This is a genomic window from Corynebacterium camporealensis (genome assembly GCF_000980815.1).
GTDB classification, from domain to species: domain Bacteria; phylum Actinomycetota; class Actinomycetes; order Mycobacteriales; family Mycobacteriaceae; genus Corynebacterium; species Corynebacterium camporealense.
The window spans coordinates 1,745,670-1,759,035 of sequence record NZ_CP011311.1 but is presented as its reverse complement, the minus strand read 5'-3'; the positions used below and the strand labels follow the sequence as shown (position 1 = coordinate 1,759,035).

The window sequence follows — 13,366 nt, the reverse complement described above, 5'->3', positions numbered from 1 at the left end:
GTTATGAACTTACTACGCACGACGGTGGCGATTGCGCGCGCTTGGCGGCGCCGGCTGACCCCTTCCGGACGACGGAAACTGCGTACCCAGTACGAAGCCCTCCACGATGGTGAGACGGAACCGGGATTAACGCGCCTTAGTGACAAGGGAGTAGCCCACAACGGCGAGGTAGATGTTGCTTGGTATGCCGTCGGGCCTGCCGATGCCGATGTCACCGTCGTTTTCATCCACGGCTACGCCCTGGGCGCAGAAAGCTTTTATGACCAGGTCAATGCGCTACGCGATGAGAATGTGCGCTGCATACTTATCGATGTCCGCGGCCACGGCCAATCCAGCACCGTCAGCCCCTGGCTGTGCACTGTTGACGATGCCGCCCGCGATGTGCTGAGCGTGCTGGACGAGGTGCAGCCGCAAGGCAAAATCATGCTGGTCGGTCACTCTCTGGGTGGGATGATTTCGCTGGCGGTGATTCGTCTAGCACCCTCGGAGCTTTTTGCGCAGTTTGAGTCCGCGATTTTGATCGGTGCGTCGATGCGTCGTTTTGCGGCTAAGGGATTGGCGCGCATTTTGGAAACCCAGCTCATTAACTTGATTTACCGGATTGCGGAGCGGCTTCCGGAGCGAGTAAATAAGGCGCGCTACGAGTTTGCCCAATTTGTTGCGCCTTTGTTGGCGGCGGTGGTGACAGAGATTCCGTCGATGGCGAAGGTGCAGTTCCACGCCGCGATGTTGTTGGATACGCCGTTGCCGTCCTTCTTGGGCTTTTTTGACGACCTGTTGGACCACTCGGAGTTCGGCGCGGCGGAGCGCCTGGCGCAGCTGCGCGGCAGAATCGTGGTGGGCAGTCTAGATATGATTACCCCGGCCAGTCAGTCGCAGTTAATTAGCGCTCACTGGCCGGGGGCAGACCTCATAGAGGTCGAGGGCTCCGGGCACATGGTGGTGCTCGAAGACCCCGAGGCAATCTCCGCCATTATTGGCGAAGAATTGCTTACTCTTCGCTAGTCGACTCAGTCTTCGTCGGGTCGTCGAGGTTCAGCTCCTCGGCGGCCTTTTCGGCTACCTCGCGGTCGATCTTGCCATCGGTAGCAAGTGCCGACAGGGTGGCCACGACGATGGACTCAGCGTCGTTGTTGAAGTAGCGACGTGCACCTTCGCGGGTATCGGAGAAGCCGAAGCCGTCCGCACCCAAGGTGACGTAGGTGCCCGGAACGTACGGGCGAATCTGCTCCTGCAGGTCGGTGGCGAAGTCGGAGACGCCAACGAACGGGCCGTCGAAGTCCTCGAGCTGGGAGGTAGCGAATGCCTTCTCCGGCTCGTCGCCCTTGCGCAGAGCAGCCTTGTTCTTGGCAGCGCCATCGCGAGCCAGCTCGACCCAGGAAGTCACGGAGAACAGCGACGCCTTGACGTCGTAGTCCTCAGCCAGCATCTTCTGCGCGCGCAGCGCCTCGTGCACGCCGACACCGGAGGCCAGCAGGTTGGCCGGGATGGAGCCTTCTTCGGCGGTGTTGAAGTGGTAGATACCGCGGTGCAGGCCCTCGACGTCGAGGTCTTCTGGCTCAGCAGGCTGCTTGACCGGCTCGTTGTAGACGGTCAGGTAGTACATGACGGATTCCGGATCGTCGCCGTACATGCGGTCGATACCACGGGTGACCAGGTGCGCAATCTCGTACGCGAAGGCCGGGTCGTAGGTGATGACCGATGGGTTGGTCGACGCCAGAATCGGGGAGTGACCGTCCATGTGCTGCAGGCCCTCACCGGTCAGGGTGGTACGACCTGCGGTTGCACCGATGATGAAGCCGCGGGCCATCTGGTCAGCAGCAGCCCAGAAGGCATCGCCAGTGCGCTGGAAGCCAAACATCGAGTAGAAGATGTACAGCGGAATCATGGCCTCGCCCTGGGTGGCATACGAGGTTGCAGCAGCAGTGAAGGAGGCGGCTGCGCCGGCCTCGGAGATGCCCTCGTGCATGATCTGGCCATCGGTAGCTTCGCGGTAGGACAGCATCAGGTCATGATCGACCGGGACGTAGTTCTGGCCGCGCGGGTTCCAGATCTTCAGAGTCGGGAACCAGGAGTCCATGCCGAAGGTGCGGGCCTCGTCTGGAATGATCGGCACGATGCGCTTGCCCAGCTCCTTATCGCGCATGATCTCCTTGAAGGTACGGACCAGCGCCATGGTGGTCGCCACGTTCTGCTTGCCCGAGCCCTTGCGCACGGTGCGCAGCTTATCCAGCTCAGGGGCGTGCAGGTGCTCGTACTCTTCGCGGCGCTCCGGGAGGAAGCCGCCGAGTTCTTTACGACGCTCCAGCATGTACTTAATCTCCGGAGCATCCTTACCCGGGTGGTAGTACGGCGGGGAGTACGGATCCTCTTCCAACTCTTCGTCGCTGAACGGGATGTCCTGCTTGTCGCGGAAGAGCTTCAGGTCCTCCAGCGTCAGCTTCTTCATCTGGTGGGTCGCGTTGCGGCCCTCGAAGTTGTGGCCGAGACCGTAGCCCTTAATGGTGTGCGCCAGGATGACGGTCGGCTTGCCGGAACCCTTGTATTCCAGGGCCTTGGCGTAAGCAGCGTAGATCTTGCGGTAGTCGTGGCCACCGCGACGCAGAGCCCAGATTTCCTCATCGGAGAAGTCCTCGACCAGCTTGGCGGTGCGCTCGTCGCGGCCGAAGAAGTGCTCGCGGACATAGGCGCCGTCGTTGGCCTTGAAGGTCTGGTAGTCACCATCGGAGGTGGTGTTCATGATGTTGACCAGCGCGCCGTCGGTGTCCTTTTCCAGCAGCTTGTCCCAGCCGCGGCCCCAAACAACCTTGATGACGTTCCAGCCAGCGCCGCGGAAGAAGGACTCCAGCTCCTGAATGATCTGGGTGTTACCGCGCACCGGACCATCGAGACGCTGCAGGTTGCAGTTGACGATGAAGGTCAGGTTATCCAGCTCGTACAGCGATGCGGTCTGCAGCATGCCGCGGGATTCCGGCTCGTCCATCTCGCCGTCGCCCAGGAAGGCCCAGACGTGCTGGTCGGAGGTGTCCTTGATGCCGCGGGTCTCCAGATACTTGTTAAAGCGTGCCTGGTAGATGGCGTTGATTGGGCCCAGACCCATCGACACGGTCGGGAACTCCCAGAACCATGGCATACCGTGCGGGTGCGGGTAGGACGGAAGGCCCTTGCCCTCACCACGGGTGACTTCCTGGCGGAAGCCGTCGAGGTCGTCCTCAGACAGACGGCCTTCCAGGTACGCACGGGCGTAGATACCCGGGGAAGCGTGGCCCTGGAAGAAGACCTGGTCGCCACCGGACGGGTCGTCCTTGCCCTTGAAGAAGTGGTTGAAGCCGACCTCGTAAATCGGGGCGGCACCTGCGTAGGTGGAGATGTGGCCGCCGACGCCAATGCCCGGGCGCTGTGCACGGTGAACCATGATTGCAGCGTTCCAGCGAATCCAGCGGCGGTAGCGCTTCTCCAGTTCCTCATCACCTGGGAACTCCGGCTCCAGGGAGGTCGGAATGGTGTTGACGAAGTCCGTGGAGGTCAACGACGGCAGCGGCACACGCTTTGCCGTTGCGCGCTCCAGCAGGCGCAGCATCAGGTAACGAGCACGCTCAGTATCGGTGTCCTCGAGCAGTCCGTCGAGGGAATCCATCCACTCGCGAGTCTCCTCCGGATCACTGTCATGCAGATATGAAGCCACTCCATCCCTGATGAGCGGGAAATTGGAATCGCTCTTTACAGCGTCCTGGTCGGCCATTTAAACCTCCTGAAAATGGGTTTACACAGTTTGCACACTAGGATACGCGTACCCAATTCCTAAATGGGTGTGAAGTCATACATCATCCTAAAGTTCCCGCTCAGGGGAGGGTGGCGCGAAGTTCGCAAAGATAACCAACGAGACGAACATGCGAAATCGTGCGTTAAAGGCGTTATGATGCCTGTAGTACTGTAATCCAACTCATGGAAGGACATTGATAGTGGCGGATGCTGCCAGCAAGCTCGGAGTCGAAGAAGGATTCATTGGCTTGGAGCTTGGATGGGACGAAGATTGCGACCCGGCAATTTCCGAGTCCATCGAAGAAATCCTCGGGGATGATTTCCTGGAGGAAGAAACTGATGAGTTGTGCGATATCGTGCTGCTGTGGTGGCGCCAGGAAGACGGCGATTTGGTCGACGGCCTAGTCGATGCCACCCGCCCGCTGGCCGATAACGGCAGCATCTGGCTGCTGACCCCAGGTGCCGGTAAGCCTGGCAACCTGGAACCCGGTGAGATTTCCGAGTCCGCTCAGCTAGCCGGCCTGGTGCAAACCAAGGCAGAGCGCCTGGGTGAGTGGCAAGGATCCTGCCTGGTCGCACGCGGTTATACCAAGAAGTAAGCGGGGAGTTTGGCATTTGTAAATGCCTTAAGCTACTATCTAACAAGCGCTTAACGCGCACTGCGGCTTTAGCTCAGCTGGAAGAGCAATTGGTTTACACCCAATAGGTCGGGGGTTCGATCCCCTCAGGCCGCACAACAACACAGGCCAGACCCACATTTTAGGGTCTGGCCTGTAGTCGTTTTCTTAGTTCTTCTTCCAGATCGCAGCTGATAGTGCCGTTGCGAACGCGCACCACGCTGGATAGGGAAGCAGCCACGCACCGCGGGTGGAATCGACATCCATGCAGCGGCGGGCCAGGTCTGCACTCGAGGCGGTCAGTGCTGCGGAGGTGAAGGTGGCCAACGCAGGGTTCTTGCCGCGGAAAAAGACCGCGGACCAGCTGGCATTCAAGCCCAGATTGAGTGCGAGGGCGCCGGTGAGTTCGGTGCGCTTGCGGGTATTACCGCGGGCATCGAGATCTGCCAGCGACAAACCAGTCACGGCAGCGATGTCGGCATAGAGCGCAGTCCAGGCAACCGGGAAAGTCCACTTCGGCGGCTGGAAGGAAGGCTTGCGGCGGGTGACATACCACCAGGAATCCGGCTTAGTGGCGGCCGAACCAGCAACAGCGGTAGCGGTCACTGCGGCAGCAGCGCCGCCGATGATGCGCCATTTACGAGGAATATCTGTGATAGCCATACAGACCATCGTAGATAAGGTCTAGCGTTCGCGTCGGCGCTCGCGCATCTTGGCGTAGTAGTCCGGCTTGGAATCGCCGTAGCGGGAACGCTGGCGACGGCTCGGTGCGGCAGTGGCCACGGAGCTGGTCTGCTGGGACGCGGAGTCTGCGGATTCACTGGAGTCCGTGGTGCTGGTGGCCTGGCCAGCAGCGCCGGCGGTGTCGGTGGAATCGGAGTCGGCGCTCGCATCGTGCGCGGTGGCGCTAAGTTCCGCTTCCTCGTTGCGGGCGCGGCGGCGTTCGCGGATTTCGGACCAGATGAAGTAGGCAAAGCCCATCGGCGCCATAAAGCCAAAGGCGATCCACTGGTAGCCATAGGACAGGTGATTGCCGCGCTCCAGCTGCGGGATCGGCATTGGGTTGAGGACGCCGGGTTCGTTGTCGTCGGAAAGCTGGAAGTAGTCGGTGCCCAAGTCGGTGCCGGTCAGTTCCGAAACCTGTGGGGTATTTACCGAGTAGACCTGCTGGAAGCCTTCTTCCTCAATGGGAGGATTCGGGTGGGTGGCCTCGCCGCGGCGGACCATACCAACCAAGGTGACCTCGCCGGTAGGGGCGGGTTCGATATCGGGTACGGCGTTGTTTTCTTCCGCCGGCAACCAGCCGCGGTTAATCAACAGCTGCTGGCCATCGGTGGTCTCAAAAGGAACCAGGGACTGGTAGGACGGGCCGGAGGCGACGGGACGCAGGCGGAGTAGGACTTCGTCGTCAGGCAAGTAATGCCCGGTAATCAGCGCGCGGGACCATTCGTGGTCGCGTATGCGGCCTTCCTCATCGACGATCTGGTCGACAGGTTCCGGGTCGGCCTCGTAGGCGGCGGTGATTTGCTCGTTGCGTTCGACGATGTCGTCATCTTTGCCCAGCTGCCACGGCGCGAAGACCGTGAAACACAGCCAGGAAAACACGATGACGAAAATCAGCATCAGTACCCAACCGGGCTTGAGGAACGTCTTGAGCATATGCCCAGTCTAGCCGCGTTGTTCGCGAATCCAATCCAGCAGGCCAGGCACGGCTGCCTCAATATCGCGGCGGGCTTTGGTGAAGTCCTTCTCGGTGCCGTAGTAGGGGTCTTCGACACTGGCGTCTTCAGGCGCAGAAGGATCGAAGCTGCGCATCAGGCGTACGCGCTCCGGCTCGATGCCCTTTTCAATAAGCGCATCGCGGTGGCCAGTGTCGAGGGCGATGAAGAGGTCGGCGTCCATGTGTTCATCGCCAAGCTGTGCGGCCCGGTGAGAACCGCCGTCGTGTCCTGCGCGACGCAACTCAGCGATGGCGCGCTCATCGGCGCCCTGGCCGACGTGCCATCCGCCCAAGCCGCAGGAGGATACGCGGGCGAGAAAGTCGAGGAGGTTGGCTTCCATCTCATCGCGGACGATGATTTCTGCCATCGGGGAGCGACAGATGTTGCCGGTGCACACGAATACTAGGTGCAGGGAGGAATCTTCGGAGGTGCTCATTAAAAATCTTTCTCGAGACGAAGTTGCACGGAAGCTAGGATATAGCAGGACTAGCTTCCAACCAGAATTAGGAGTTACTGCCATGCCGGTTACTGTTGGCGACATCCGCCGCACGTTAGAGACTGCTTATCCACCTCATTTGGCAGAAAAGTGGGATGCCGTGGGATTGATTTGTGGCGACCCGGCAGCCGAGGTGAACAAGGTAGCCTTCGCGTTGGATTGCACCCAGCAGGTGGCAGAAGCAGCCGTAGAAGCTGGCGCCGATATGTTAGTAGTCCACCATCCATTGCTGATGCTCGGGGTCAATTCTGTTGCCGCGGATACCCCAAAGGGCAAGGCCATCCACACTCTGGTCCGCGGTGGGGTGGCGCTGTTTGCCGCTCATACCAACGCCGATAAGGCGCGTCCGGGCGTTAACGACAAGCTCGCGGAGCTAGTCGGTATTAAGCCGGGCCGTCCGATTGTTCCGGTGGACCCCGCGGTGATTGATAAGTGGGGCGTGCACGTGCCCGCTGCCAGTGTTGATTCCGTCAAGCAGGCAGTCTTTGCCGCAGGTGCAGGCAGCATTGGCAATTACGCGGAGTGCTCCTTCGATATCGAGGGCACCGGCCAGTTCATTCCGCAAGAAGGCGCGGACCCCACCGATGGGCAGGTTGGGGAGCTCTACCGCGACGCCGAGGTCCGCGTGGAATTCGTTGCCCCCTCCACCGTCCGTAAGGACGTGGAGCAGGCGCTTATCGATGCCCACCCCTACGAAGTTCCCGCCTACGACATCGTCGAAACTGCAGGCTCTAGGCCTATCGATGATGCGCTCGGCCTGGGTCGCGTCGGCGAGCTCGAGCAGGAGATGACCCTGGCGGAGTTTACTCAGCAGGTCGCCGACGCCCTGCCGGAGACCGTGTGGGGAGTGCGTGCGGCGGGTGACCCAGAGGGCATCGTTAAGCGTGTGGCGGTATCCTCTGGCTCGGGTGATAGCTTCCTGGATGCCGCGGCGAAGCTGGGGGTGGATGTGTATGTCACTTCCGACCTGCGGCATCACCCCGTTGATGAGCACCTGCGCGCCGGGGGTCCTGCGGTGATTGATACCGCCCATTGGGCCAGCGAGTTTCCGTGGACGCAGCAGGCGCGCGATATCGTGAAGGAAGAATGTGGCGTAGATACTGAAATCATTGAGCTACGCACTGATCCGTGGACTATTTCTGCTCACCCGAAGGAGTCTTAAATGAAACTTTCTACCGAACTGCAACCGGTACTGCTCGAGCTGGCGAACATCCAGCGCTCGGAGGGGCACGAGAAGGAAAACCCGGAGCAGAAGGAACTGGAAAAGGCCCAGGCACAGCACACCCGGCTTATCGATGCCGCCGGTTCCGCCCAGATGGCCGTCGACGACATGGAAGCTGAAATCCTGCGCATCCAGTCCGATGAGCGCAAACTGCGCAAGCGCGTCCGCGACGACAAGGCCCAGCTGGGCGCGGCGACCGATAAGGAAACCCGTCGCGATCTGGAGCACGATATGTATGCGGCCAAGTCGCGCATTGCGGATCTCATGAGTGAGCTGCAAGAAGCCCACAACGAAATCCATGCGCTGCGTTCCAACGTTGATGTCTGCGGTGCGCGTGTCTCGGAATCTGAGCGCCAGATTGAAAAGCTGCGCCGTGCTGCCGAAGCCGTTCCGGAACCAGAGGATCTCACCCAGCGCGTGGTTGACCTGCGTGGGCAATTGCCTGACGATGTCCTCGACGAATTCGACGCCCAGCGCAACGAAAACGGCGTCGGCGCTGCCGCTCTGAAGGGCAAGGCCTGCGGTGGTTGTTTCATCGTGTTGCCGCCGGCTGAACTGAATGCTGCCCGTGGCGCTGCTGCTGAGGAACTCCCGCAGTGCGTCGAGTGCGGCTCCTACCTCATCCGGGCGGTCTAATGAAGCTGGTCATCTACGCCGACGGCGGCTCGCGCGGCAACCCCGGCATCGCCGGGTCCGGCACCGTCGTCTACGACGCGGATGGTAAGACCATCCTGCGCGAAATCGTCTACGTGGTGGGGCAAAAATCCACCAACAACGTCGCCGAATACCACGGCCTGCTGCGTGGCCTCGAAGCCGCCGTCGAACTGGGTGCCGACGAGGTGGAGTTCCACATGGACTCCAAACTGGTCGTCGAGCAAATGAACGGCCGCTGGAAAATCAAGCACCCCGACATGCAAAAGCTGGCCATTAAAGCCCGCAAGCTGGTCAGCCAACTAAACTCCTTCCAGCTCGACTGGGTCCCGCGCGCGAAGAATAAAGTCGCCGACACGCTCTCCAACGACGCGATGGATGCGGCCGCTGCCGGCCATGCCCCAGGGGTTGTCGACAATTCGACAACCGTGGATGTTGAAACTCCCGCTAGCCAAACGGAAAGCGCGCCGACGTCCTCTCGGACTCCTGCGCAGCAGGAGACCACTGGCAATAAGGACTCTGCCGGATGGCTCGGTGATCGCGGCCCGGTTACCCGTTTCGTGCTGCTGCGCCATGGTGAAACTGAGATGTCCGTGGCACATCAGTACTCCGGGCATTCGGATCCGGCGCTTACTGAGCGCGGACAGAAGCAAGCCTTGGCTGCTGCACAAGCACTGGCTGAGGTCGAGTTCGATGCGATTGTCAGCTCGCCGCTGCACCGCTGCCAACAGACTGCGGCGGCGGTCGCGCGTGGTCGTGACGTAGCTGTAGAGACTCTCGATGACCTCATCGAAATGGACTTCGGTGACTGGGAGGGCAAGAACTTCGACGATGCTCGCCAGTCCGATCCGGAGCTGCATGCGAAGTGGATGGAGGATGCCAGCGTCGCCTGCCCGAGTGGTGAATCACTGGTGGCGGTACATAAGCGCACTCGCAAAGCGCGACGGGAGCTAGAAAAGCGCTATGCCGGCAAGACTGTGTTGGTGGTCAGCCACGTCAATCCGATTAAGTGCTTCCTGCGCCAAGGATTAGGCGCAGGGGCAAGCGTGTGCCACCGGATGCATATTGACCTGGCATCGATTTCTACCGTGGAGTTTTGGCCGGAAGGCTCTGTAGTGCGCGGATTCAACGACGCGTCGCATTGCGCTACACTATAGAGCGCGAATGAGCAGGCCGGGTGAACGCGGCTAACGAACCAGCACCTTTTTGTGGTGCTAGGCGAAGGCCGAGGAAAGTCCGGACTCCACAGAGCACGGTGGTTGCTAACGGCAACCCGGGGTGACCCGCGGGCAAGTGCAACAGAAAGTAGACCGCCTCAGTTTTCTGGGGTAAGGGTGAAACGGTGCGTTAAGAGCGCACCAGCGTCGTCAGTGATGGCGGCGGCTGGGTAAACCCCACCGGGAGCAAGGCATCATGGCCCGCGCGTGCGCGGGCTTGATCAGGCGGGCTGCTCGTCCAAGCCTGAAGGTAGCTGCTTGAGGCCGATTGGCAACAGTCGGTCCAGATGGATGTTCATCCTTCGACAGAATCCGGCTTATAGGCCAGCTCATTCGCCCCTATTTTTGTAGGCCCTTGTGGCCTTTGGTTGGCGAGCTTCCGAACCTTACGGCGCACCGGAACGTCAGTGGAGGTGTGCCGGGGAGCCGCTGTGCAGGGGGAGGACGGTCAGGCCGTCGGCGTCGAGATCAGCAGCGAAATTCGTGGCGTGCTTGGTGGGTACGTATGCGATGGTGGCGTTGGCGAGGCCGGCGTGTGCGGCGCGGGCGGTGACTGCACCGCGGACGTGTGCGAGCTGCGAGAGCTGCGAGCCAGATTCCATGCCGTATTCGTGCACCAAGGCGGCTTGGGATTGCTCGATCAGTGGGAAGAGTTCAGTGCCGCGACGGGAGCGCAGTGCGCGGGCGAAGTCCTGGGAGCGCTGGGTTTCCGATTCGTAGAAGCTCAGCCACTGACGTGCTTCATCGACAGTCGGCTGGTTCTCGGTGCCGTAGACCTTGTGGACTGCGGTGAGCCAGTCGAGGACGCGCGGGGTGGCATCGGGAAGCAAGCGCAGCGATTCGGTGCCAAAAGCGTGGCAGGCATCGTCAAGGAAGTGCTCGCGACGACGGATGTCAGCAGCGGCGGTGTCTTCCGGGGTGCCGGGGACGGCGACGAGGAAGGCGGAGAGGTCATCGTTAAGCAGGTGCGGTGCCGGGGTGACCGAGTGGTCGGCGTAATCAATCAAGGTGATGGACTCGCCGCCGCGCAGGGCCGCCGAGTGGCGAGCGCGCAGGGCAGGGACCTTCGAGAAGAGCGTGACTGCTTGGGTGCAAACTTCCGCCAGGCGTGCGCGCAGTGGGGCATCGTCGGCGTCGTCGCCGTGCAGCGCCAGAGCGGTGGCCACATCCATAGCGGACAGCTCGCCGAGGCCGGCGTTGGCGGGAATATCGCTGGCGACGGTGATGGTCACGCCGGTGGTCTCGCGCGACAGCAGCTGGCGGTTGATCAGCGAGTGCACGATGCCGGCCAGGCGCAGGGAGGTGCTGCCTGTGGGGGCATCGGGAAGTACGGGCTGGCCTTCGGCATCCACGGTGGGCTGCTGTGCGGAAGCGAGTTCGGACAGCTCTTGCAGGCTGGTGTATTCGACCTCGTTGCCTTCGACCTGCACGGCGATTTTGCCGTCATCACGCGTGCTGACCGCGGCAGCTGCGCGCAGGGAGCTTAAACCGACAATGGCCATGCCGCCGAAGTGGTCGATGTGCTCGCCTAGTAGAACCCAGGTTGCCGGGGCGCTGGCCACGTGCTGTGCGGGAGCACCCGCCAGCTCCTCGTGCGCGGCGCGGGCGCGGTCGGCAACGGGGGTTGAAGGCGGGTTCCACATGGTGGCGGTGCTCCTTTTGCGGTTGGGTAACTAACTCTCACAGTCTAACTGGGTACTCGGTAGGGTGGGAGATACCGTCTAACAGAGAAGGAGTTTCCGCATGCAGTGGTACTACAGCCCCTCTACCGGCAAGGTCAGCCAGGGCAAGGAAGCCAGCTGGAATGATCGTCTCGGCCCGTATGCTACCCGCGAGGAAGCAGAGCAGGCACTCGAGAAGGCCCAAAAACGCAACGAGCAGGCCGACGCCGCAGAAGCCGCGGAGGACGACTGGGGCGAGCCTGCTTCGTGGGAGAAGTAATTACTTCAGTTTCTTTGCCAATGGCTTAAACGCACTACGGATGCCCTTGTAGGACTTTGAATAGTCCTCGAGGGCTTCGAGTCCGATGGCACGCTCACGCTGGTAGAGCAAGCCATAGCCAAAGGTATCTTCATGACGAGCACGTGCCCGAGATGCCAACTTGAGCAGACGGTCACGTGAGGTCACCGAATCCTGGAAGTCACCCAGGACTGACTGCATCTTCTTGCAGGCCTTGTACAAAGGCTTGGTCTTGAGCTTGGTGGACTTGCCAGCAGCTTCAGCTGCATAACGCAGCTTCTTAGCTGCCTTGCGCATGTCGTGGAAGTATTCCTCGCGCTCGTGCAGCGTCAACTCGGGGTTATCCCAATTCTCAACTGCCTTCTTATGGCGCTTCACCAGCTTCTTGTAGGCCTTGTTCAGATGGTTAGCCATGACGGTTTCCATGTCTTGGGGCTCGTCATGGTCATCCTTCGCAGGCTCTGCTGGCTGCTGCTCGGAGGCCTGCTGGGCCTCCGTTTCTTCACTGGAGGAGGCGGTTTCGCCTTCCTCCAGGCGGTGGCGGCCGGCTGCTTCTTCCTCTTCAGCGTTGCCAACGGGTGGGTTGGCGAGGAACTCGTCGAGGGTTTCAAGCAGATCGAGGTAGCGGTCAGAGTTAAGAGCGTTGACCACGCGGCGGTGGGCGCGGGCATAGTCGCGACCCATGTCCTTGGATAGGTGCTCGCGGGTGGCGGCATCCAAGGTGTCGGAATCTTCGGCGGCCAGTAGATCCTGCCAGCGTTCTTCGACAACTTCGGCGTCGCGTGCCTGGCCAAGCATGCCGGCCAGTGCCTTGAGTTCGGATTCGATGTACTCAACTTCCGGGCCGGTGACGATGCCGTGGAAGGTCTGCAGGTGGCTGCGCAGCTCACGGGTGGCCACGCGCATCTGGTGGACCGAATCCCATTCGTCGCGGCGCACGCGCGGGTCATACTCGACGAGCTTGTCGCGGTTTTCGCGCAGGGCGTTGACCACAGCGAGTGCAGGGGAGTCTTCTGGAACATCCGGGGTCTGCTGGGACAGCGGAAGTGGGGCGTTGTTGATGGACTTGCCCAGGGCGCTCTTCAGCTTCGATGGCGAGCTGGAAACGCGGGCACCGGAGCTAATAAACAGCGAGGTCGCGCGGCGAATGAGGTCGCTGCCTTCATCGGTGCCAGCAAGTGGTTCGGCTAATTCGATTTCCCATTCACGCCAGCTGTTTTCCTCACCACCTGACAGGAAGGAAAAGGCGGTGACGTGATCGTCGCAGAATTCGGCGACGGGGTTGCCGGCTTCATCGGCAAGCAGGATTTCGGTGCGCTGGTTATCTACCTGCGCAATCGGTTCCAGCGGGCGGTTGCGAATAAGGGAGCGCACCTCGTACAGCAGTTCTGCTGGTACTTCGTACTTGCCGTCGGTCGGTTCCGAAAGCTCGGCGCGAAGTTCCGTGCGGCCTTGCTCGGCAGGGATCTTGATGTGCCAGCCATCGTCGTTGCCACCGGTGCGGCGGCGAAGTGTCACCTTGGCCCGAGTAAGCCGCAAGTCAGCGGTGTCGTAGTAAATGGCAGAAAGATTATGCTCACGCGTTTCGGCGAGCTGATCGACTGCTTCTAATTTGGTTAGCTCTGGCAGCTGCGTGTGCTCTGCCACGGCAAACTTTGCTTCGACTTCTAGGAAGGCTTTCGGAGACATGCACTCACCCTCAATGAACTGGATTTTTCGCG

The 13,366-nt window shown here is 60.9% G+C and carries 12 protein-coding genes, 1 tRNA gene and 1 other RNA gene; 8 read left to right on the top strand and 6 right to left on the bottom strand.

What is annotated here, in order from left to right; translation table 11 throughout:
• Positions 1-3 precede the first annotated feature (3 nt).
• Entirely contained in the window at positions 4-1,005 is a 1,002-nt protein-coding gene (locus tag UL81_RS08180; protein WP_035105369.1) for an alpha/beta fold hydrolase, read from the top strand.
• Here UL81_RS08180 and aceE read toward each other — a convergent pair.
• The gene (gene aceE, locus UL81_RS08175) at positions 992-3,742 is read right to left on the bottom strand and encodes a pyruvate dehydrogenase (acetyl-transferring), homodimeric type (RefSeq protein WP_046453474.1); all 2,751 of its coding nucleotides are present in this window, start codon (positions 3,740-3,742) and stop codon (positions 992-994) included. The two genes, UL81_RS08180 and aceE, sit on opposite strands and share 14 nt — an antisense overlap.
• A 220-nt stretch (positions 3,743-3,962) precedes the next feature.
• Between aceE and UL81_RS08170 the strand changes: the two genes are divergently transcribed.
• The gene (locus UL81_RS08170; RefSeq protein ID WP_035105367.1) at positions 3,963-4,361 is read left to right on the top strand and encodes a DUF3052 domain-containing protein; all 399 of its coding nucleotides are present in this window, start codon (positions 3,963-3,965) and stop codon (positions 4,359-4,361) included.
• A gap of 62 nt (positions 4,362-4,423) precedes the next feature.
• Positions 4,424-4,496 (top strand) — tRNA-Val (locus UL81_RS08165).
• A 51-nt stretch (positions 4,497-4,547) separates the two neighbouring features.
• On the opposite strand, the gene UL81_RS08160 is transcribed toward UL81_RS08165, so the two are convergent.
• Genes UL81_RS08160 through UL81_RS08150 form a run of 3 tightly spaced genes read right to left on the bottom strand, consistent with a single transcriptional unit; the run spans position 4,548 to position 6,536 of the window.
• Positions 4,548-5,042 (bottom strand): TspO/MBR family protein, encoded by a 495-nt coding sequence (locus UL81_RS08160; protein ID WP_046453473.1) that lies wholly within the window; start codon positions 5,040-5,042, stop codon positions 4,548-4,550.
• A gap of 21 nt (positions 5,043-5,063) precedes the next feature.
• Positions 5,064-6,038 (bottom strand): SURF1 family cytochrome oxidase biogenesis protein, encoded by a 975-nt coding sequence (locus UL81_RS08155; RefSeq protein WP_035105365.1) that lies wholly within the window; start codon positions 6,036-6,038, stop codon positions 5,064-5,066.
• Positions 6,039-6,047: 9 nt separating this feature from the next.
• Complete coding sequence (locus UL81_RS08150) at positions 6,048-6,536, bottom strand: low molecular weight protein-tyrosine-phosphatase (RefSeq protein WP_035105363.1); 489 nt, start codon at positions 6,534-6,536, stop codon at positions 6,048-6,050.
• 82 nt (positions 6,537-6,618) lie between these two features.
• On the opposite strand from UL81_RS08150, the gene UL81_RS08145 reads away from it, so the two are divergent.
• From UL81_RS08145 to rnpB, 4 genes are all read left to right on the top strand, one after another.
• The gene (locus tag UL81_RS08145; RefSeq protein ID WP_035105361.1) at positions 6,619-7,758 is read left to right on the top strand and encodes a Nif3-like dinuclear metal center hexameric protein; all 1,140 of its coding nucleotides are present in this window, start codon (positions 6,619-6,621) and stop codon (positions 7,756-7,758) included.
• The gene (locus UL81_RS08140) at positions 7,759-8,454 is read left to right on the top strand and encodes a zinc ribbon domain-containing protein (RefSeq protein WP_035105359.1); all 696 of its coding nucleotides are present in this window, start codon (positions 7,759-7,761) and stop codon (positions 8,452-8,454) included.
• Positions 8,454-9,626 carry a bifunctional RNase H/acid phosphatase gene (locus UL81_RS08135; protein WP_035105356.1) on the top strand — a complete coding sequence of 391 codons (1,173 nt, stop codon included), beginning with the start codon at positions 8,454-8,456 and terminating at the stop codon, positions 9,624-9,626. The genes UL81_RS08140 and UL81_RS08135 overlap by 1 nt, the downstream gene beginning before the upstream one ends.
• 8 nt (positions 9,627-9,634) lie before the next feature.
• An RNA gene (gene rnpB / locus UL81_RS11565) (RNase P RNA component class A) lies at positions 9,635-10,022 on the top strand.
• A gap of 68 nt (positions 10,023-10,090) precedes the next feature.
• Here rnpB and UL81_RS08130 read toward each other — a convergent pair.
• Positions 10,091-11,329: a galactokinase family protein gene (locus UL81_RS08130; protein WP_035105355.1), complete on the bottom strand. Its 1,239-nt coding sequence runs from the start codon at positions 11,327-11,329 to the stop codon at positions 10,091-10,093.
• 100 nt (positions 11,330-11,429) lie between these two features.
• On the opposite strand from UL81_RS08130, the gene UL81_RS08125 reads away from it, so the two are divergent.
• Positions 11,430-11,627 (top strand): SPOR domain-containing protein, encoded by a 198-nt coding sequence (locus tag UL81_RS08125; RefSeq protein ID WP_035105353.1) that lies wholly within the window; start codon positions 11,430-11,432, stop codon positions 11,625-11,627.
• Here the strand turns inward: UL81_RS08125 and UL81_RS08120 are convergent, their stop codons facing one another.
• Positions 11,628-13,334, bottom strand: coding sequence for a CYTH and CHAD domain-containing protein (locus tag UL81_RS08120; RefSeq protein WP_035105351.1), 1,707 nt, complete (start codon positions 13,332-13,334; stop codon positions 11,628-11,630). It abuts the gene before it with no gap.
• Between the last annotated feature and the right edge of the window lie 32 nt (positions 13,335-13,366).

What these genes read in the sequence shown, in the direction of transcription:
- UL81_RS08180 (WP_035105369.1), top strand. Translation starts at nt 4, where the DNA reads ATGAACTTACTACGCACGACGGTGGCGATTGCGCGCGCTTGGCGGCGC.
- aceE (WP_046453474.1), bottom strand. Translation starts at nt 3,742, where the DNA reads ATGGCCGACCAGGACGCTGTAAAGAGCGATTCCAATTTCCCGCTCATC.
- UL81_RS08160 (WP_046453473.1), bottom strand. Translation starts at nt 5,042, where the DNA reads ATGGCTATCACAGATATTCCTCGTAAATGGCGCATCATCGGCGGCGCT.
- UL81_RS08155 (WP_035105365.1), bottom strand. Translation starts at nt 6,038, where the DNA reads ATGCTCAAGACGTTCCTCAAGCCCGGTTGGGTACTGATGCTGATTTTC.
- UL81_RS08150 (WP_035105363.1), bottom strand. Translation starts at nt 6,536, where the DNA reads ATGAGCACCTCCGAAGATTCCTCCCTGCACCTAGTATTCGTGTGCACC.
- UL81_RS08145 (WP_035105361.1), top strand. Translation starts at nt 6,619, where the DNA reads ATGCCGGTTACTGTTGGCGACATCCGCCGCACGTTAGAGACTGCTTAT.
- UL81_RS08140 (WP_035105359.1), top strand. Translation starts at nt 7,759, where the DNA reads ATGAAACTTTCTACCGAACTGCAACCGGTACTGCTCGAGCTGGCGAAC.
- UL81_RS08135 (WP_035105356.1), top strand. Translation starts at nt 8,454, where the DNA reads ATGAAGCTGGTCATCTACGCCGACGGCGGCTCGCGCGGCAACCCCGGC.
- UL81_RS08130 (WP_035105355.1), bottom strand. Translation starts at nt 11,329, where the DNA reads ATGTGGAACCCGCCTTCAACCCCCGTTGCCGACCGCGCCCGCGCCGCG.
- UL81_RS08125 (WP_035105353.1), top strand. Translation starts at nt 11,430, where the DNA reads ATGCAGTGGTACTACAGCCCCTCTACCGGCAAGGTCAGCCAGGGCAAG.
- UL81_RS08120 (WP_035105351.1), bottom strand. Translation starts at nt 13,334, where the DNA reads ATGTCTCCGAAAGCCTTCCTAGAAGTCGAAGCAAAGTTTGCCGTGGCA.